Here is a 19,569-nt window from a genome sequence, read left to right on the forward strand (position 1 = left end):
CTTCCCGCCAAACGAGTGCAGAAACCTCTTCAAGGCTGCCGGATATGTTGCAGATTAAATGGACGACGCTCTAGCAGCGGTGCACGCGCGGTGCATATGCCGGCGGCGGTATTGGTGAGGCACCCGATGTCCGCCCGCGCCGGCATCTGGTATCATGCCTGAGACGGCTGTTGGCCGGGAGGCCCGGATCACGTCCGGGGCGGTATTGCGCGGGGGGAATGGTAGGCCCGGCAGGACTCGAACCCGCAACCAAAGCGTTATGAGCGCTCTGCTCTAACCAATTGAGCTACAGGCCCCCGAAGCGTTTGGTATTCAGTGCGCGCGGGCGGGTCAAGCGGTGAGCATGCTCCAGAGCCACCATAGCCCGGCGAGGCAGGGCAGGACCACGACGATGATCGCGCGGGCCCAGGCCCAGGCGCGGCCCCGGCGGATCAGGCGCACGACCTTTTCGGCCCAGTGGATCGACAGTTCCTCGGGCGGGTTGCACAATTCCTGCACGGCCTTGGCCCAGGACGGGCTGTCGGCGGCCCAGAGCCCGGCGAGGCCGATCACGGCATGGATGATCGTGGGCAAGAGCGTCGTGCCGGCCATCAGGACCAGCACGCTGACCTGCCCGGTATCACCGGCCAGAACGGCGTCGCGGAAGCCGCGCCAGTCGAAGGCCAGTGTCTGAGGGAAGGCCATTTGCCAAAGCTCCAGCAGGCCGATGATCGCTGTCACCAGCGCGCCCAGGGCAACGGCGGCGGCGCCGATGTCGAGCGCGACATCGTGCAGGATGCCGAGGGCACCGGGGCGGCGGCGCGACATATTGGTCAGGTACCGGCGGGTCGCGGCGAGCGAGGCGAAATCGGCCAGGGCGTTGAGGAGGGGCAGGATGAGAAGGAAGAGCAGAAGGGTGCTTATCTCCGTTGGATCGACACCGACACCGGCAACGAAACCGGCACCGACACCGGCAACGACACCGGCAACGAAACCGGCACCGACACCGACTTCTGACCAACGGGCTGCCTTCGATAGAAAACCAGCCCGTTGGTCAACAGCCTTTGCCGTTTCTATCGCCCGGTCAAGTCTGGCATCCCACCACCGGACCCAGCGCGGCAGAAACATTACCGTGCCGGCGATCAGCAGCAGAACCACCGCCCCGCGCCACATCCCGCCCCAGAAGTCGTAGCTTTGTTCGAAAACAGACAAGCCGCCGATTGTCGCCGTGCCCCAGCCCATCCAGGCGATCAGGATCGCCAGCAGCGGATAGAAGAACGCGATCTGCAGGCACCGGTCGAAAGCCGCCCGGCCCAGAAACGCGGGGCCGTAGATCTGGTCGGCCAAGCCCAGAAGCCGGTCGATGGCGCGGTAATAGCCGGCGGAGCGTGAGACGCTGTAATCCTCGATCAGGCCCGGGTGGCTGGGGCGGTCCCTCACCATGTCGCGCAGGCCGAAGGACTGATAGCGCGCCAACGCCAGCGGCAGGACCAGCGCCAGCACCGCGACGATCAGGCCCAAGAGGGCGATGAGCGGGCCGTGGGCATGCAGCCAGGGCCACGTGGTTTCGGGCATAGACGCGACTTTCGGGTACCGTACCGGGGTACACTATCAACCTGAGCGGGTCATACAACGCCCGCGCCCGCAAGCGGTGCTTTTCTTTGCCGGGCCGTCGCGACGGCGTGGCCCGCTGGCGTCAGACGAATTCGAAGATCAGGGTCTCGAAATCCTCGGTCGTCAGGCCCAGCATTCTGATCTGCGACGGGCCGAAGCCGAAGGTCAGCTCGGATCCGGCGGCAGAGGTGACGTCGATCTGCGCGACACTCGTCAGGCCTCTGATCTCGATGATGTCGAGCCCGGCGTCGAAGCCGCCGATCGTGTCGGACCCGTTGTTGATGTTGGCGTTGAACTGGAAGATGTCGACCTCGCCATCCGCCGGGCCGACGCCCGGCCCGAACCAGTTGCCGAAAAGCTGATCGTCGCCACGGCCGCCGCGCAAGGTGTCGGCCCCAAAGCCGCCGGCCAGACGATCCGACCCGTCGCCGCCGAAAAGCAGATCGTCGCCGCTCAGCCCGTGCAGGGTATCGGCGCCGGACCCGGCAAAGAACTGGTCGTTGCCGCCCGATCCCTCGATCCTGTCGTGCCCCTGACCGCCGCCGACAATGTTGTTACCGTCGCCCGCATAGATGGTGTCGTCGCCGAAACTGCCGGACAAGAGGTCGTCGCCTTCACCCGCCCAAACATAATCGTCGCCGAGGCCCGCCGAGACGGTATCGCTGCTCAAATCGTTGTATACACCGGCCCAGATCATGTCGTCGCCTTGGCCGCCGCCGATCAGGTCGTTGCCCAGGCCGCCCCGGATCACGTCGTTGCCGGTGCCGCCGCCGATGGTGTCGTCGCCATCCCCGCCTTCGATCGTGTCGCCGCCTGCCAGGGCGTCGTTGCCGCCGTTGCCGTAAAGCCTGTCGCTGCCACCGCGGCCCGGGATCAGGTCGTCGCCATCGCCGCCCGTAAGCGTGTCGCGCCCCGCGCCGCCGTTGAGATAGCTGCCCTCGGGATCGGCGGTCAGCGCGACGCCGGGGATGACCTCGGGCCCGGGATAGCCGCCCTCGGCCGCGGTGAAGAACGAAAAGCCTTCGGCGTCCGCAAGCGGGCCGTCCTCGACCGCTTCGCTGTCCAGCAAGGGCGGATCGCCGAAGATCTCGCCATAGGTCAGCAGGGCGATGTCGGGTCCCGCCAGCGGGAACCAGAAGGTGTAGTCGTCGGAATCGATGCTGAATTCCGTGTCTTCCCGCCAATCCAGCACCAGGGTGTCGGTCACCCCGCCGGGGTGGTAAATGCGCTCGACCGACCATTGCGTCCGGGTTGGCCAGTAACCGTCATCGGTGAATTCGTACGAGAAGTCATCGAAACTCAGGACAATCGAACCGAAATTGGGATAGGTCGCGGTGATGTCGCTGATCGATCCGGCCAGCGTCTCGATGGCACCGCCATTTATGACCGCGAGGTGGTCGTCGCTTAACGTCACGCTCAGCGTGACCGGCTGGGTGCCGAAATCGTAATCGCCGCCGTCGGTGGAATAGGACTGGAAATAATACGCACCGATCCCGTCGAAAGTCAGCGTTGGCATTGCGATCAACCTTTTCAAAACACTTTGGAAATCAGTTGGCACGCGCGCGGGGTCCATTGCAAATCGGTTGTCCGCCGCGCAGGCGGCCTGTGGCATTTGGGGCACGAGCGCCGACCGGGGGGCGGCGCATCGGCCAGGACCCGAAATGCCGGTACAAGACCCGCGCCCGCAACCGGCGCTTTCCTTCGACGGGCCGTTGCGCTAAAGCCGCCGCAGTGACCGAAGGGGAGCCCTCATGAGCGATCAGAAACCCGGCATGACCTATGCCGACGCGGGCGTGGATATCGACGCGGGCAATGCGCTGGTCGAGCGGATCAAGCCCGCCGCCAAGCGCACCAACCGGCCCGGCGTGATGAGCGGGCTGGGCGGATTTGGCGCGCTTTTCGACCTCAAGGGCGCGGGCTATGACGACCCGGTGCTGGTGGCCGCCACGGATGGCGTGGGCACCAAGCTGCGCATCGCGATCGATACCGGCCATGTCGAGGGCGTGGGCATCGACCTGGTGGCGATGTGCGTCAACGATCTGGTCTGTCAGGGGGCGGAGCCCTTGTTCTTCCTCGATTATTTCGCCACCGGCAAGTTGGAAACCGAGACCGCCGCCAAGGTGATCGAGAGCATCGCCGAGGGCTGCGCGCAGTCGGGATGTGCGCTGATCGGCGGTGAGACGGCGGAAATGCCGGGCATGTATCCGGCGGGTGACTTCGATCTCGCGGGCTTTGCCGTGGGCGCGATGGAACGCGGCACCGCGTTGCCCGACGGCGTGCGGGCGGGCGACGTGCTGCTGGGGCTCGCCAGCGACGGGGTGCATTCCAACGGCTATAGCCTGGTGCGCAAGCTGGTGGCGCATTCGGGGCTGGGCTGGGACGCGGCCTGCCCCTGGGCCGAAGGGTCGCTGGGTGCTGCGCTGCTGACGCCCACGCGGCTTTACGTCAAACCGGCGCTGGCGGCGATCAAGGCGGGCGACGTCCATGCGCTGGCCCATATCACCGGCGGCGGGCTGACCGAGAACCTGCCGCGCGTTCTGCCCGATGGCCTGCGCGCGCAGATCGACCTTGGCGCCTGGACGTTGCCGCCGGTCTTCGCATGGATGCGCGACACCGGCGCGATGGACACCGGCGAGATGCTCAAGACCTTCAATTCGGGCATCGGCATGGTCGTTGTGGTCGAGGCCGCCCGCGCCGACGCGCTGAGCACGGTGCTGTCCGAGGCGGGCGAGACGGTCCTGCGGCTGGGCAGGGTCACGGCGGGCGAGGGTGTGCGGTACGACGGGACGCTTGCGTGACCAGACGTGTGGCGATCCTGATCTCGGGCAGCGGATCGAACATGGTCAAGCTGGTCGAAAGCATGACCGGCGATCATCCCGCGCGGCCTTGCGTCGTGCTGGCCAATTCCGCCGACGCCAAGGGGCTGGAACGCGCGCGCGAGCGCGGCGTGCCGACCGAGGTGGTGGACCACCGGCCCTTCAAGGGTGACCGGGCGGCCTTCGAGGCCGCGCTGCAATCGACGCTGATGGCTTACCAACCGGATTTGATCTGCCTGGCCGGATTCATGCGGGTGCTGACCGAGGGCTTCGTGTCGCGCTGGCGCGGGCGGATGCTGAACATCCACCCGTCGCTCTTGCCCAAATACCGTGGCCTGCACACCCACGCCCGCGCGCTTGACGCCGGAGAGACCGAGCATGGCTGCACCGTGCATGAGGTCACGCCCGAGCTTGACGACGGTCCGATCCTGGGCCAGGCCCGCGTGCCGGTGCTGACCGGCGACACGCCCGAAACCCTGGCCGCGCGTGTGCTTGAGGAGGAACACCGGCTCTATCCCGCCATGCTGCGGCAGTTTGTTTTGCGTGACACTCCGTCTGTCCAGACCGGCTGACGGAACGATCTGGTTTTGACCGGCGTTACCCCCTATGGTGCCCCGACCGGGCACACGATTGAATAACAAAAGAACGAAGCTTTACAGATGATAACCATCACCACGACGGACGATCTGAACGCCTTTTGCACCCGGGCGCATGCGGCGGACTATGTCACCGTCGACACCGAGTTCCTGCGCGAACGCACCTATTATTCCAAGCTGTGCCTCATCCAGCTGGCCCTGCCGGGCAAGGACGAGGCGGATGCAGTGCTGGTCGATCCGCTGGCCGATGGGCTGTCGCTCGACCCGCTGATGGCGCTCTTTCGCGACGAAAGCGTGGTCAAGGTGTTCCACGCCGCGCGCCAGGATCTCGAGATTTTCTTCATCGACAACGGGGTGATCCCCGCGCCGCTCTTCGATACGCAGGTGGCGGCGATGGTCTGCGGTTTCGGCGAGCAGGTGGGCTATGAGACGCTGGTCAAGCGGATCGCCAAGCAGTCGCTCGACAAATCCTCGCGCTTCACCGACTGGTCGCGCCGCCCGCTGAGCGATGCGCAAAAGACCTATGCGCTGGCGGACGTGACCCATCTGCGCCAGATCTACGAATTCCTGGCCCGCAAGCTGGAACAGACCGGGCGCGACCGCTGGGTCGCCGAGGAGCTGGCGGTGCTGACCAACCCCGAGACCTACATCACCCGCCCCGACGAGGCCTGGAAGCGCATCAAGGTGCGCTCGAACAGCCCCCGGTTCCTGGCCGTGGTGCGCGAGCTGGCCCGGTTCCGCGAGGATATGGCGCAGTCGCGCAACGTGCCGCGCGCGCGCATCTTCAAGGACGACGCGCTGGTCGAGCTGGCCTCGACCAAACCGCAGAGCCTGGCGGATCTGGGCCGGTCCCGGCTGCTTTTGCGCGAGGCGCGGCGCGGCGACATCGCCGAGGGGATCCTGACCGCCGTCAAGCAAGGGGTCGACACCCCGAAAGACGATCTGCCCAAGCCCGACACCAGCCGCGACAAGCTGCAGGTCAACCCGGCGCTGGCCGATCTTTTGCGGGTGCTGCTGAAGGCCAAGACCGAAAGCTCGGGCGTGGCCTCAAGGCTGATCGCGCCGTCGAGCGACCTTGACGCGATTGCCGCCGGGCTGCGCGACGTGGCGGCCCTGTCGGGCTGGCGGCGCGAAGTGTTTGGCGAGGACGCGCTGCGGCTTTGCGAGGGCGAGATCGCCCTGGCCGCGAAGGGCCGGTCGGTGGAAGTGATCGAACTTTAAAATCGAGTAACGGCCGTCAGCGGCGCGCGGTGCGGATGTTGGTCAGCCCGCGCACCCGGATCGTGCGCACACCCGCCAGTTGCTGATCGGTCAGCCAGAGCGCCGCGGTGATCTGGCGCGCGCGCGGCCCGGTGTTGCGCGGCCCGGGCTGCTGCAGCGCGCTCAGCGTATAGGTCAGGGTCGCGCCGTCGGATTCCTCGGCCACCGGCACCAGCCGCACGTCGAAGGGCCCCAGCCGGTTGGCCAGACCGGTGGTGCGCAGGATCGCGCCGCCCGGGCGCCGTTCGATCAGCAACTCTGTGATCTCGGCCACCGGCGTGCCGCGATAGGCGGTCTCGGCCTCTTGCCGGAAAATGTTGGCGCGGCGGCGCGGGATCAGCGGATTGACCGTGGAATCGGCATTGGCCACCGGTTCGGACACGCCGCGCCCGAACCAGTTGAACGGATTGAAGCGCGACTCGCGCACCGTGCCGCAGCTGGTCAGAACCAGGGCCGAAACCAGAAGCACCGAAATGGGTTTGATCATCGCACGCCGCCTTTTTTCCCTCGGATACGGGCGTAACGCATTGCGCGCGCCTTGAAAAGCGTCAAGCGGGTCTGGACCTTCGCCATCGGTCTGCCTAGGTCTTCGGCAACAGAGACAAGGAGACGGCATGGCCCAGGCGGCGTTCGAGGAAGTGGTCGAGGATTTCGAGTTTCTCGACGATTGGGAAGACAGGTACCGGATGGTGATCGAGATGGGCCGCGCGATGGCGCCCATGGACGATGCGCTGAAAGTGCCCGCCACCAAGGTGGACGGCTGCGCCAGCCAGGTCTGGCTGCATCCCAAGATCGAGGATGGCAGGTTCCACTTTCAGGGCGACAGCGACGCCATGATCGTGCGCGGGCTGATCGCCGTGCTGCACCGGCTTTACGACGGGCTGCCGCTGGCGGATGTCGGCGGGGTCGATGCGCGGGCCGAGCTGGGACGGCTGGGCCTGAACGATCATCTTTCGGCGCAACGTTCGAACGGTCTGCGCGCGATGATCGAGCGGATACGGTTGCTGGCGGCAGACTGATCGCTTTTGGCCGGCGTCGGAGTGAGGGGCCAGCCCCTCACACTCCCCGGGAAATTTTTGGATCAGTGAAAGGGCGGGGTCAGCTATTGCCGTCCCGGGTAAAGCGTGCGGCATCGGCGGCGGCGCGGCGGATGGCGTTGGACTTGTGAACGGTTTCCTGGTACTCGGCCTCGGGATCGCTGTCGTAGACCACACCGCCGCCGGCCTGGATGTAAAGCTTGCGGTCCTTCACGATGGCGGTGCGGAGCGCAATGCACATGTCCATGTCGCCGCCCGCACTGAAATAGCCCACGCCGCCGCCGTAGACGCCCCGTTTTTCCGGCTCGAGCTCGTCGATGATCTCCATCGCGCGCACTTTGGGGGCGCCGCTGACGGTGCCGGCGGGCAGACCGGCCAGGAGGGCCGAGAGTGCGTCGTGATCCTCCGACAGCTCGCCGACCACGTTCGACACGATGTGCATGACGTGGCTGTAGCGTTCGATGATGAATTGCTCGGTCGGGCGCACGGTGCCGATCTTGGAGACACGCCCGGTGTCGTTGCGCCCCAGGTCGAGCAGCATCAGGTGTTCGGCCAGTTCCTTCTTGTCGGCCAGCAGATCCTGTTCCAGCGCCTTGTCCTCGGCTGGCGTCGCGCCGCGCGGGCGGGTGCCGGCGATGGGGCGGATGGTGACCTCGCGCCCGAAGACGCGCACCAGGATCTCGGGGCTCGCGCCGATCACCTGGAAGCCGCCGAAGTTGAAGTAGAACATGAAGGGCGAGGGGTTAGTCCTTCGCAGAGAACGATAAAGTGCGAAAGGGGGCAGGGGGAATTCCTGCGTCCAGCGCTGCGACGGCACGACCTGAAAGATGTCGCCCTTGCGGATGTACTCCTTGGCCTTTTCGACCGCGGCCTTGTAACCCTCGTGGGTGAAGTTCGACACCGGGGGCGCGACTTCATGCGCCTCGCCCAGATCGCGGCTGGCCTGCGGTAGCGCGCGTTCGAGATCGCGTACCGCATCCATCACCCGCTCTGCGGCCTGGGCATAGGCGGCGCGGGGCGACAGCCCGTCCTGCGCCCATGCGGGCGACACGACGGTCACCTCGCCCTTGGCCCCGTCCAGCACGCAGACCACCGAAGGGCGCATCAGCATGGCGTCGGGCAGACCCAGCGGATCGGGGTTGACGTCGGGCAGGCGTTCAACCAGCCGGATCATGTCATAGCCCAGATAACCGAAGAGCCCGGCGGCCGCCTGCGGCAGATCCTCGGGCAGGTCGATGCGGGATTCGGCGATCAGGCGGCGCAGTTCTGTCAGGGGATCGCCGGGCAGATCCTCGAAGGCCTCGGCGTCAAAGCGGGCCTGGCGATTGAGGCGGCTCTTGGTACCGTGGCACTGCCAGATCAGATCGGGCTTCATCCCGATGATGGAATAGCGCCCGCGCACCTCGCCGCCGGTGACCGATTCAAGCATGAAGGCGTCCTTGGCCGCCCCAGTGAGTTTCAGCATCAGCGACACCGGTGTGTCGAGATCGGCGGCCAGGCGGGTGTAGACGATCTGATTTTCGCCCGCCTCGAAGGCGCGGGCGAAATCGTCGTATGAGGGGGTGAGGGCCATGGCTACTGGAACTGCGCGTGAACGGCGTTGATCGCGGTCTGGTCGATCTCGACCCCGGCGCGCTGCTGGATGTCGCTGGCCAGCGCGTTGTAGATGTCCTGCGCCATGTCGCCCGCGGCCTGGTTCTGCAGCGCCTGCACCAGCGCCTGCGCCTCTTCGGACGTGCGGTCGGCGGGCAGGACGTCGTCGAGCCGCACCAGCGTGACGGCGGCATCGCCGGGAACGCTCTGCACGGCTGACGTGGCCATGTCGAAGACGGCGGCCAGAACGCCCGCGGGCAGGCCGCGCGCGTTGGCGTTGCGGGTCAGCCCCGGCTCTTCGACCGGCGTAAGGCCGATGTCGGTAAAGGTCTCGCCCTGGGTCAGCCTGGAGACCAGCGCCTCGGCCTGTTCGGTCAGTGCGGCGGTGATCTGGTCGTCGGCCCAGCCGGCGGCCACGTCCTCGGCCACGTCGTCGAAGGGGCGCGGGGCGGGATCGCGGATCTCGTCCAGGCGCATGGCGAAGATGCCGCCGTCGCCCAGCCCGTCGATTGCCGGGAAATCGCTGGTGCCTATGGCGGTGGCGGCCTCGCGGAAGGCGTCATAGGCGGCGATTTCGGCATCGACGCCGGGATACCAGGCGATATTGCCCAGTTGCATGTCGGTCTCGGACGCCAGCTGTTCGAGCGTCGCGCCGCCCGCCAGGCGGTCGTCGAAATCCTGCGCCTGGGTTTCGATCACCCGGCGTGCGCGGTCGAGCGCCAGTTCGCCGCGCAGGTCGGGAATGGCCTCTTCGAAGCTGGTGCTTTGCGCCGCCATCACGCCGTTCACGCGGAAGAGCGCGGGGCCCAGCGACGTGGGCAGCGGCCCGACCACATCGCCCGGCGCGGCGGCGAAGACATCGGCGCCCGCAGCGTCGAGATCGGCCTGGGTCACGTCGCCCATGTCGATGTCCGACAGGCTGAGGCCGCGCGCCTTAACCGCGTCCTCGAACCGGGTTTCACCGGACGCGATGGCGTCGGCGGCGGTTTGCGCGGCGGCGTTGTCGGCAAAGACCAGACGCTCGACCAGACGGCGCTCGGGGATGTTGTATTCGGCGCTGCGCTCGTCATAGGCGGCGCGCAGGGCATCTTCGTCGACCTCGACGCTGTCGGTGATCATCTCGGGCGTCAGCCAGACATAGGTCAGAACCTTGGTCTCGGGCAGGGTGAAGCGGTCGATGTTATCCTCGTACCAGGCGGTCAGGTCACTGTCGCTGGGCACCGGCACGGGCGCGGTCAGATCGGTATCGGTCAGCGTGGCATAGGTGAAGGCGCGGCGTTCCCCGGCGAAGGCCAGCAGCGTGTCGGTATAGGTGTCGGGCATGGCGGTGCCCGACAGGATCGCGCCCTGCAAGAGCGTGCGGGCGGTTTCGGCGCGCAGGTCCGCCTCGAATTGCGCCTCGGTCAGACCGGCGTTCTGCAGCGCAAAGCCGTAAGCCTGACGGTCGAAACTGCCGTCGGGCCCCTGAAAGGCCGGGATCTGTCGCAGTTCGTCTGCCAGCCGCGCGTCGCCGACGGAAATGCCCATCGCAAAGGCCTCGTGATCGAGCGCCGCGGCGGTGACCAGCTGCGACAGAACCTGCTGCGGCAGCCCCAGCGCCTGCGCCTGCGGGAAGGGCAGCGGCTGGCGGGTCTGCGCCTCGACCGCGCGGATTTCCTGCTGCAGTGTCCGGGCGTAGCGGTCGAGCGAAATCTCCTGATCGCCGACCGACCCGATGCTGCGCTGCGTGCCGGTGAAGCTGACCGCGCCGAAGCCTGCGAGGCCGACCATCAGCAATGCCATCACGATCCACATGAAGGTCTTGGAAAGGCTGCGGGATTTCAGGGCCATGGGGGAGCTGTCCTTTGGTGTTTCTTCGCGCGGCGTCGCGGATGTCTACTGGCCCGTTTCCCGGGCCGCAAGGGGCCAGTCGAGCACGGCCAGTCTGTCAAAGAGCGTGGCGATGCCGGCGGCGTCGATATTGGCGAAGGCGACGCGGAACTGGCGCGCGCCGGCGGGGTCGTCCGCGGGCATGAACATCGTGCCGGGCAGGGTCAGGATGCCGGCCTCTTGCACCAGTTTCGGTGCGAGGGTTGCGCTGCTTTCGGCGAAGGGATGTTCGAGATAGGCGAAATAGGCGCCGACGCCCATCAGCCGCCAGCCTTTCGCGGTCAGCTTGGGCATGTTGTCCTCGATCGCGCGGCGGCGGCCCAGGATCTCGTCGCGTTCGCCCGCAAGCCACTGGCGCAGGTTCTGCAGGCCCCAAAGGGCGGCGCGTTGACCAAGCTGGCTGGGGCAGATGGCGACCGTGTCGAGGAATTTCTCGACCTCGGCCAGAAGCGCGGGATGGGCAATCATGGCGCCGACGCGGTGGCCGGTCAGGCGGTAGGCCTTCGAGAAGGAATAAAGCTGGATCAGCGTGTTGTCCCATTCCGCGTCCTGCAGCAGGGTGTGCGGCGGGGTCGGGCGGCTGTCGAAATCGCGGTAGGTCTCATCCACGATCAGCCGGATGCCAGTGTCGCGGGCGAGCGCGAAGAAGGCGTCGAGTGTGTCCGCCGGATATTCGACGCCGCCGGGGTTGTTGGGCGTGACCAGCGCGATGGCGCGGGTGCGCGGGGTGATGAAGGTGCGGGCGGCCTCGGCATCCGGGATCAGATCGCCGCCGGTGGCCAACGGCACGGCCCGGACCCCGGCCATGTCGAGCCACATTTTATGGTTGAAGTACCAAGGGGTTGGAAGGATAACTTCATCCCCTTCGGTGCAGATCGCGCTGATCACCGCGGCAAAGGCCTGGTTGCAGCCCGAGGTGATGGCCACCTGATCGGGGCGGACCGCGCCGTGGTAATGATCGGCCCATTGCGCCGCCAGCTCGGTGCGCAGGGCCGGCAGGCCCAGCACCGGGCCGTAAAGATGTGTTGCGGGGTCCTTCAGCGCCTCTGCCATGGCGTCGAGCAGGGGCTGCGGCGGCGGATCGACCGGCGCGGCCTGGCTGACGTTCAGGAGCGGTTTGGCGTCGGAGAAGGTCACGCCGTCGAGCCAGCGGCGCGCCTCCATCACCGGGGGCGGAAAGGTGGATTCGGTGCGGCTGGTCATGTCGGGGCCATCCTGTCGGTTGCGGCGCGATGTGGTGCGGACGGGAGCGAGGGGCGCTGCCCCTCGCGCTCCCCGGGATATTTGTGGATCAGTGAAAGCAGGGGGCGGGCGCGGTCTGGTCGGGGTCGCGTCATTCGTCGCCGCGGTAGGGTTTGACGTATTGCAGCGCCATGTCCCAGGGGAAGAAGATCCAGGTGTCCTGGCTGACCTCGGTGATGAAAGTGTCGACCTGGGGCCGCCCCATCGGCTTAGCGTAGACCGTGGCCACATGGGCCTTGGGCATGTGCTGGCGCACCACTTCGAGCGTGCGGCCGGTGTCGACCAGGTCATCCACGATCAGAACGCCGGTGCCGTCGCCGACGATGTCCATGTCGGGCGATTTGATCACCTTGGGCTCGGACTGGGTCTGGTGGTTGTAGGATTTGACGCTGATCGTGTCGACGGTACGGATATCGAGCTCGCGCGCGACGATCATCGCGGGGGCCATGCCGCCGCGAGTGATGGCCACGACCGCCCGCCAGCCGCCGTCGTCCGGCCCCTGGCCCTGCAGCCGCCAGGCCAGAGCGCGGGCGTCGCGGTGCAGTTGGTCCCAGCTGACGTGAAAGCCTTTTTCATGCGGCAGGCGGTCGGTCATGGCGTGTCTCCTAGGCGGGAACGGAGGGGCTGGGGCGGCGGGCGCTCAGCCCTTGGTGATGTCGGGGGCGTCAACGGCCTTCATGCCGACGACATGGTAGCCCGCGTCGACGTGATGGGTTTCGCCGGTCACGCCCGAGCCCAGATCGCTGAGCAGGTAGAGCGCGGATTTGCCCACGTCCTCGATCGTCACGTTTCGGCGCAGGGGCGAATTGTATTCGTTCCATTTCATTATGTAGCGGAAATCGCCGATGCCCGAGGCCGCCAGCGTCTTGATCGGGCCTGCGCTGATGGCGTTGACGCGGATACCGTCCTTGCCCAGATCCTCGGCCAGATAACGCACCGAGGCCTCGAGCGCGGCCTTGGCCACGCCCATGACGTTGTAATGCGGCATGATCCGCTCGGCGCCGTAATAGGTCAGCGTCACGGCCGAACCGCCGTTTTTCATCATTTTCTCGGCGCGCTGCATGATTGCGGTGAAGGAATAGACCGAGATGTCCATTGTCATGGTGAAATTGTCGCGGCTGGTGTCGACATAGCGGCCGCGTAATTCCGACTTGTCGGAAAAGCCGATGGCGTGGACGACGAAATCGAGGTTGTCCCAGCGCTCGCCCAGCGCGGCAAAGAGCGCGTCGACCGACGCCATGTCTGACACGTCGCAGGGCAGCACGATGTCCGAGCCCAGCTGTCCGGCCAGCGGACCCACGCGTTTCATCAGCGCCTCGCCCTGATAAGAGAACGCAAGCTCTGCCCCGGCATCGGCGCAGGCCTTGGCAATCCCCCAAGCGATGGACTTGTCGTTGGCCAGACCCATGATAAGGCCCCGTTTTCCCGCCATCAGATCGTTTGACATTGCCGGTCTCCGCCCAATTTTCCCTGTCATCGGTCTTTAGGCGATAGGCCCGGCCCTATCAAGCGATCATGGCGCGGGGGCCGTTCCCTTTGTGCGCGCAAGTGGGTATCAGAGCCGCAGAGGGCCACGACAGGAGGGTGACATGGCGGCACGCGACGGAATTTTTGCAGGTGACGATCCGTTTGCGATCGCACGCCGCTGGATGGGCGAGGCGGAGGCATCCGAGATCAACGATCCCAACGCCATCGCCCTGTCGACGGTCGATGCCGACGGCCTGCCCAATGCGCGGATGGTGCTGCTGAAGGATATCGAAGACGCGGCTTTCGTCTTTTACACCAACTACGGCAGCGCCAAGGCGCGCGAGATCGAGGGTGCCGGCAAGGCGGCATTCGTGATGCACTGGAAGTCGCTGCGCCGCCAGGTTCGCGTGCGCGGTGTGACCGAGCGCGAGGACGGCGAACAGGCCGACGAATATTACAATTCGCGCTCTCTCAAGAGCCGACTGGGGGCCTGGGCCTCGAACCAGTCGCAGCCGCTGTCGAGCCGCACCGCTTTGATGGCCGAAGTGGCCAAGGTCACGGCGAAATACGGCAACCACCCGCCGCGCCCGCCGTTCTGGGGGGGATTCCGGATTTACCCGCTAGAGATTGAATTCTGGGCCGACGGCGCGTTCAGGTTGCATGATCGGTTCGTCTGGCGCCGGCAAGACCTTGCCGACGCGTGGAGCGTCACCCGACTTAATCCCTGATTTACCGGGCCTTACCCCCGAGTTGACACAAAATAGGTCACCTCTTGGGCCTTGCAATTTCCGTTTACCAAGGCGCACAACTTGGGTGGGGATAAAAAAAAAGTGGACACACTCTTGGGACAGCAGGACACGGGAACGCGTCGTGTGGTCGGTAAAGTGAAATGGTTCGACCCGGTAAAGGGTTTCGGCTTTGTTATTGCCGACGAGGGCGGACCTGACATTTTGCTTCACGCGAATGTGCTGAGGAACTACGGACAAGGCTCTGTGGCGGACGGCGCGCTGATCGAAATTGAAGCGCAGCGCACGGATCGCGGCATGCAGGCGACGGAGATTTTGCGGATCGAACCGCCGGCGGCCTCCGAGGGGCTGCCCTTGGCGGATTTCGAGGACATCGATCCAGAGATCATCGCCAATGCACCGCTGGAGCCAGCGCGGGTCAAATGGTTCGACAAGGCGAAGGGGTTCGGCTTTGCCAATGTCTTCGGGCGCACCGAAGACGTCTTTATCCATATCGAGGTGCTGCGCCGGTCCGGCCTGGCCGATCTGGCCCCGGGCGAGGCGCTGGCGATCCGCGTGATCGACGGCAAGCGCGGGCGCATGGCAACCGAGGTCTGCGCATGGGAAGCGGCAAACGACTGAGCCTCGCGGCGGCGTTTGTCCTGTTTGCGGGGCAGGCGCTGGCCGAGTGCGGCGAGGATACGCTCTGGCTGCGCGGCGACTGGGGCAGCGCGCGATTCAGCGTGACCGTCGCCGACGATCCGCAAGAGCGCAGCCAGGGCCTGATGTTCGTCGAGGACATGCCGCGGGCCACGGGGATGCTTTTTGTCTACGACCGTGCCCAGCGCGTGGCCTTCTGGATGAAGAACACGCTCATCCCGCTCGACATGATCTTTGCGGATGCGCAGGGCGTGGTGCAGCGGGTGCATTCGAACGCGGTTCCGGGCGATCTGACGGCCATCGATGGCGGCGACAGCATCCGTTACGTGCTTGAGATCAATGGCGGTCTGGCCAAGGCCATGGGCATCGGGCCGGGCAGCGAGATGCAGCACCCCGCGATCGGCGACGCGGCCTGGCCCTGCGCCGCGCCAGAGTGAGAATCGCCTTTTCAAACCGGGCCGGGGCGGCTAAAGCGGGCCTGTCGGGGCGTGGCGCAGCCTGGTAGCGCGACGGTTTTGGGTACCGTAGGTCGTAGGTTCGAATCCTATCGCCCCGACCATTTTGCAACACCCCCATCACACAACATCTAGTGGCCGGCTGCGGAACACCCCCATTGGGGCGTTAAGATCCGTCTTCATCCAATGTCGCAGCTTCTGTGGATAACTCCCCCGGAATCGGCGGTTTTTCGCAATGGTTCATGCATTGGAAGGATTAACCTTCTGGGGATGAATCATCCGGGGGCTTCGGCAGGGGGCCTCAGGGGCCCGGGGTCAACAAAAAAAGTATGACCGAATCCTAAAAAAAGCCGTTGACGGTGGGCCTCTGGATACGTCAGTTTGTGCGGGCCGGTCGACGAACCACAAGATGTAGTGGTCGGACCGCTCAGGGACAGAAACAGCATCACCACCGGGCCGAACTCCGGTCTCATCCAGGCATCTGCCTGGGCCGGTTGCTTTCGTCCCTGCGCCCGAAACTACGGGGCAGACGGGTTGATAATGCTGGGACATGGGGCAGCGACATGAAAATTGAACGTAAATTCACCAAGGCCGGTCAGGACGCGTATGCGGAGATCGACTTTGTCACCACGACGTCGGAGATCCGCAATCCCGACGGCAGCATCGTGTTCCGGCTCGACGAACTGGAGGTTCCCGCGAAGTGGAGCCAGGTCGCCAGCGACGTGATCGCCCAGAAATATTTCCGCAAGGCAGGCGTGCCGACCGAGCTCAAGCGCGTCGAGGAAAAGGGCGTGCCCGAGTTTCTCTGGCGTTCGGTTCCTGCGTCCAAGGACACGCCCCGCAGCGGCGAAACCTCGTCCAAGCAGGTGTTCGACCGTCTGGCCGGCGCCTGGGCCTATTGGGGCTGGAAGGGCGGCTATTTCACCACCGAGGACGACGCCCGCGCCTATTACGACGAGATGCGCCACATGCTGGCCACCCAGCGCGCCGCGCCCAACAGCCCGCAGTGGTTCAACACCGGCCTGCACTGGGCCTACGGCATCGACGGCCCCAGCCAGGGGCACTATTATGTCGACCACGAAACCGCCAAGCTGACCCGCTCGAAATCCGCCTATGAACACCCCCAGCCGCACGCCTGCTTTATCCAGTCGGTGGGCGACGATCTGGTGGGCGACGGCGGCATCATGGACCTCTGGGTTCGCGAGGCGCGTCTGTTCAAATACGGCTCGGGCACCGGCACCAACTTTTCCAGCCTGCGCGCCGAGGGCGAGCCGCTGTCGGGCGGCGGCAAGTCGTCGGGCCTGATGGGTTTCCTCAAGATCGGCGACCGCGCGGCGGGCGCGATCAAGTCGGGCGGCACCACGCGCCGCGCCGCCAAGATGGTGATCTGCGACGCCGACCACCCGGATATCGAGGAATTCATCAACTGGAAGGTCAAGGAAGAGCAGAAGGTCGCCAGCATCGTCGCCGGGTCGAAGATGCACGAGAAAATGCTCAACGGTCTCTTCGAGGCGATCCGCGCCTGGGACGGGGCCGAGGCCGACGCCTATGACCCCAAGAAGAACGACGCGCTGAAAAATGCGATCCGCGCGGCGAAAAAGGTTTCGATCCCCGAGACTTACGTCAAGCGGGTTCTGGATTACGCGCGCCAGGGCTATGCCAGCATCGAATTCCCGACCTATGACACCGACTGGGACTCCGAGGCCTACGCCTCGGTCTCGGGCCAGAACTCCAACAACTCGATCCGCGTGACCGACGCCTTCCTCAAGGCCGTCCGCGAGGATGCCGACTGGGAGCTGATCCGCCGCACCGACGGCAGCGTCGCCAAGACCATCAAGGCGCGCGATCTGTGGGAACAGGTGGGCCACGCCGCCTGGGCCTGCGCTGATCCGGGCATCCAGTTCCACGACACCGTCAACGCCTGGCACACCTGCCCCGAAGACGGCGAGATCCGCGGCTCGAATCCGTGCTCGGAATACATGTTCCTCGACGACACAGCCTGTAACCTGGCGTCGATGAACCTGCTGACCTTTCTCAAGGACGGCGTGTTCCAGGCCGAGGATTACATGCACGCCACGCGGCTCTGGACGCTGACGCTGGAAATCTCGGTGCTGATGGCGCAGTTCCCCTCGAAGGAGATCGCGCAGCTCAGCTATGACTTCCGTACGCTGGGTCTGGGCTACGCCAATATCGGCGGCCTCCTGATGAACATGGGCTATTCCTACGACAGTGACGAGGGCCGGGCGCTCTGTGGTGCGCTGACCGCGATCATGACCGGTGTGAGCTATGCCACCTCGGCCGAGATCGCCGGTGAGGTGGGCGCTTTCGCCAAGTTCGAAAAGAACCGCGAGCACATGCTGCGGGTCATCCGCAACCACCGCAACGCCGCTTATGGCGCGACCACGGGCTACGAGAACCTGGCGGTCAAGCCGGTGCCGCTCGATCACGCCAACTGCCCCGATTCGACCCTGGTCGAGCTGGCGATGTCGAGCTGGGACGAAGCGCTGCGGCTGGGCGAAAAGCACGGCTATCGCAACGCGCAGACCAGCGTGATCGCGCCCACCGGCACCATCGGGCTGGTGATGGATTGCGACACCACGGGCATCGAGCCGGATTTTGCGCTGGTGAAGTTCAAGAAGCTGGCTGGCGGCGGCTACTTCAAGATCATCAACCGGTCGGTGCCGGCGGCGCTTGAAAAGCAGGGCTATTCCAGCAGCCAGATCGAAGAGATCGTCAGCTATGCCGTGGGCCACGGCACGATGGGCAATGCGCCCGGCATCAACCACACTTCGCTGATCGGCCACGGCTTTGGCCCCGCGCAGATCGAGAAGGTCGAGGGCGCGCTGGCCACGGCCTTCGACATCCGCTTCGTCTTCAACCAGTGGACCCTGGGCGAAGAGTTCTGCCGCGAGGTTCTGGGCATCCCGGCCGATAAGCTGAACGATCCGACCTTCGACATGCTCAAGCATCTGGGCTTTACCCGGGCCGACGTCGAGGCCGCCAACGACCACGTCTGCGGCACCATGACGCTGGAAGGCGCGCCGCATCTGAAGCTCGAGCATTACCCGATCTTCGATTGCGCCAACCCCTGCGGCAAGAAGGGCAAGCGCTTCCTGTCGGTGAAAAGCCACATCACCATGATGGCCGCGGCGCAGTCGTTTATCTCGGGCGCGATCTCGAAGACGATCAACATGCCCAACGACGCCTCGATCGAGGATTGCCAGGCGGCGTATGAGCTGTCGTGGTCGCTGGGGGTCAAGGCCAACGCGCTTTACCGCGACGGGTCCAAGCTGAGCCAGCCACTGGCCGCCGCCCTGGTCGAGGATGACGACGAGGCCGCCGAGGTGCTGGAAAGCGGCTCGCAGACCGAAAAGGCGCAGGTGCTGGCCGAGAAGATCGTCGAAAAGATCGTGATCAAGGAAGTCGAGCGCGCCATGGGCCGCACCAAGATGCCCGAGCGCCGCAAGGGCTATACGCAAAAGGCCATCGTCGGCGGGCACAAGGTCTATCTGCGCACCGGCGAATACCAGGACGGCTCCTTGGGCGAGATCTTCATCGACATGCACAAGGAAGGCGCGGGCTTCCGGGCGATGATGAACAACTTCGCCATCGCGGTGTCGGTCGGCCTGCAATACGGTGTGCCTCTGGAAGAGTTCGTCGATGCCTTCACCTTCACCAAGTTCGAACCGGCGGGCATGGTGCAGGGCAACGACAGCATCAAGAACGCCACCTCGATCCTCGACTACATCTTCCGCGAACTGGCCGTGTCCTATCTCGACCGGACCGACCTGGCCCATGTAAAGCCCGAAGGCGCCACCTTCGACGACATCGGCCGCGGCGAGGAAGAGGGCGTCAGCAACGTCAAGGAGCTGAGCGAAAGCGCTGCGTCCAGGTCGCTGGAGGTGCTCAAGCAGATCAGCTCGACCGGCTACCTGCGCAAGCGCCTGCCGCAGGAACTGATCGTGCTGCAGGGCGGCCAGGCCACGGCCTTCGCCGTGCCGGACGATCCGTCGGCGGCGCTTCAGACCCTGGTGCCCGAAGCCGCGTCGGTGTCGGTGTCGACCACCACGGTTTCCAGCAGCAGCAGCACGCTGTCGATGGACGCCCGCGTCAAGGCCAAGATGCAGGGCTATGAGGGCGAGGCTTGCGGCGAATGCGGCAACTACACGCTGGTGCGCAACGGCACCTGCATGAAGTGCAACACCTGCGGCGGCACGTCGGGCTGTAGCTGAAACGGTTCTGGGGCGGGTGCGCTC

Annotated in this window: 16 protein-coding genes and 2 tRNA genes; 9 read left to right on the plus strand and 9 right to left on the minus strand. The window is 65.5% G+C overall.

The features are described from left to right. Positions 1-219: 219 nt before the first annotated feature. The 3 genes from RXV88_RS12320 to RXV88_RS12330 all read right to left on the minus strand — a co-directional run bounded on the left by RXV88_RS12320 (position 220) and on the right by RXV88_RS12330 (position 3,109). A tRNA-Ile gene (locus RXV88_RS12320) sits at positions 220-296 on the minus strand. Positions 297-330: 34 nt separating this feature from the next. Continuing rightward, a complete protein-coding gene (locus tag RXV88_RS12325; RefSeq protein ID WP_316293268.1) occupies positions 331-1,554 on the minus strand; it encodes a hypothetical protein in 1,224 nt (407 codons plus the stop codon). Positions 1,555-1,675: 121 nt separating this feature from the next. Next, the gene (locus RXV88_RS12330; RefSeq protein WP_316293270.1) at positions 1,676-3,109 is read right to left on the minus strand and encodes a calcium-binding protein; all 1,434 of its coding nucleotides are present in this window, start codon (positions 3,107-3,109) and stop codon (positions 1,676-1,678) included. Between the two features lie 235 nt (positions 3,110-3,344). Here RXV88_RS12330 and purM point away from each other — a divergent pair, with 235 nt between their 5' ends. From purM to rnd, 3 genes are all read left to right on the plus strand, one after another. Further along, positions 3,345-4,391 (plus strand): phosphoribosylformylglycinamidine cyclo-ligase, encoded by a 1,047-nt coding sequence (gene purM / locus RXV88_RS12335; RefSeq protein WP_316293272.1) that lies wholly within the window; start codon positions 3,345-3,347, stop codon positions 4,389-4,391. Continuing rightward, complete coding sequence (gene purN, locus RXV88_RS12340; RefSeq protein ID WP_316293274.1) at positions 4,388-4,981, plus strand: phosphoribosylglycinamide formyltransferase; 594 nt, start codon at positions 4,388-4,390, stop codon at positions 4,979-4,981. Before purM ends, purN begins: the two co-directional genes overlap by 4 nt. Before the next feature lie 87 nt (positions 4,982-5,068). Continuing rightward, the gene (gene rnd, locus RXV88_RS12345) at positions 5,069-6,226 is read left to right on the plus strand and encodes a ribonuclease D (RefSeq protein ID WP_316293276.1); all 1,158 of its coding nucleotides are present in this window, start codon (positions 5,069-5,071) and stop codon (positions 6,224-6,226) included. Between the two features lie 16 nt (positions 6,227-6,242). Here the strand turns inward: rnd and RXV88_RS12350 are convergent, their stop codons facing one another. Beyond that, a complete protein-coding gene (locus RXV88_RS12350; protein ID WP_316293278.1) occupies positions 6,243-6,752 on the minus strand; it encodes a hypothetical protein in 510 nt (169 codons plus the stop codon). Positions 6,753-6,879: 127 nt separating this feature from the next. On the opposite strand from RXV88_RS12350, the gene RXV88_RS12355 reads away from it, so the two are divergent. Continuing rightward, positions 6,880-7,284, plus strand: coding sequence for a SufE family protein (locus tag RXV88_RS12355; protein ID WP_316293280.1), 405 nt, complete (start codon positions 6,880-6,882; stop codon positions 7,282-7,284). Between the two features lie 79 nt (positions 7,285-7,363). On the opposite strand, the gene trpE is transcribed toward RXV88_RS12355, so the two are convergent. The 5 genes from trpE to fabI all read right to left on the minus strand — a co-directional run bounded on the left by trpE (position 7,364) and on the right by fabI (position 13,453). Then, positions 7,364-8,875, minus strand: a complete 1,512-nt coding sequence (trpE, locus tag RXV88_RS12360) for an anthranilate synthase component I (RefSeq protein WP_316293282.1) — start codon at positions 8,873-8,875, stop codon at positions 7,364-7,366. Positions 8,876-8,877: 2 nt separating this feature from the next. Continuing rightward, complete coding sequence (locus tag RXV88_RS12365) at positions 8,878-10,725, minus strand: peptidylprolyl isomerase (RefSeq protein ID WP_316293284.1); 1,848 nt, start codon at positions 10,723-10,725, stop codon at positions 8,878-8,880. Between the two features lie 45 nt (positions 10,726-10,770). Next, positions 10,771-11,967, minus strand: coding sequence for an aminotransferase (locus RXV88_RS12370; RefSeq protein WP_316293287.1), 1,197 nt, complete (start codon positions 11,965-11,967; stop codon positions 10,771-10,773). A 130-nt stretch (positions 11,968-12,097) separates the two neighbouring features. After that, a complete protein-coding gene (gene gpt, locus RXV88_RS12375; RefSeq protein ID WP_316293289.1) occupies positions 12,098-12,601 on the minus strand; it encodes a xanthine phosphoribosyltransferase in 504 nt (167 codons plus the stop codon). A gap of 45 nt (positions 12,602-12,646) precedes the next feature. Then, a complete protein-coding gene (fabI, locus tag RXV88_RS12380; RefSeq protein WP_316293290.1) occupies positions 12,647-13,453 on the minus strand; it encodes an enoyl-ACP reductase FabI in 807 nt (268 codons plus the stop codon). A gap of 142 nt (positions 13,454-13,595) precedes the next feature. Between fabI and pdxH the strand changes: the two genes are divergently transcribed. From pdxH to RXV88_RS12405, 5 genes are all read left to right on the plus strand, one after another. Continuing rightward, positions 13,596-14,201 (plus strand): pyridoxamine 5'-phosphate oxidase, encoded by a 606-nt coding sequence (pdxH, locus tag RXV88_RS12385; protein ID WP_316293292.1) that lies wholly within the window; start codon positions 13,596-13,598, stop codon positions 14,199-14,201. 114 nt (positions 14,202-14,315) lie between these two features. Further along, positions 14,316-14,840: a cold-shock protein gene (locus RXV88_RS12390; RefSeq protein WP_410468823.1), complete on the plus strand. Its 525-nt coding sequence runs from the start codon at positions 14,316-14,318 to the stop codon at positions 14,838-14,840. Continuing rightward, entirely contained in the window at positions 14,819-15,295 is a 477-nt protein-coding gene (locus tag RXV88_RS12395; protein WP_316293294.1) for a DUF192 domain-containing protein, read from the plus strand. The genes RXV88_RS12390 and RXV88_RS12395 overlap by 22 nt, the downstream gene beginning before the upstream one ends. Before the next feature lie 45 nt (positions 15,296-15,340). Continuing rightward, positions 15,341-15,417 (plus strand) — tRNA-Pro (locus RXV88_RS12400). A 459-nt stretch (positions 15,418-15,876) separates the two neighbouring features. Next, entirely contained in the window at positions 15,877-19,545 is a 3,669-nt protein-coding gene (locus RXV88_RS12405) for a vitamin B12-dependent ribonucleotide reductase (RefSeq protein ID WP_316293296.1), read from the plus strand. Positions 19,546-19,569: the final 24 nt, after the last annotated feature.

Origin of the sequence: Aestuariicoccus sp. MJ-SS9, from assembly GCF_032586235.1 — a bacterium.
Classification (GTDB): Bacteria; Pseudomonadota; Alphaproteobacteria; order Rhodobacterales; family Rhodobacteraceae; genus Aestuariicoccus.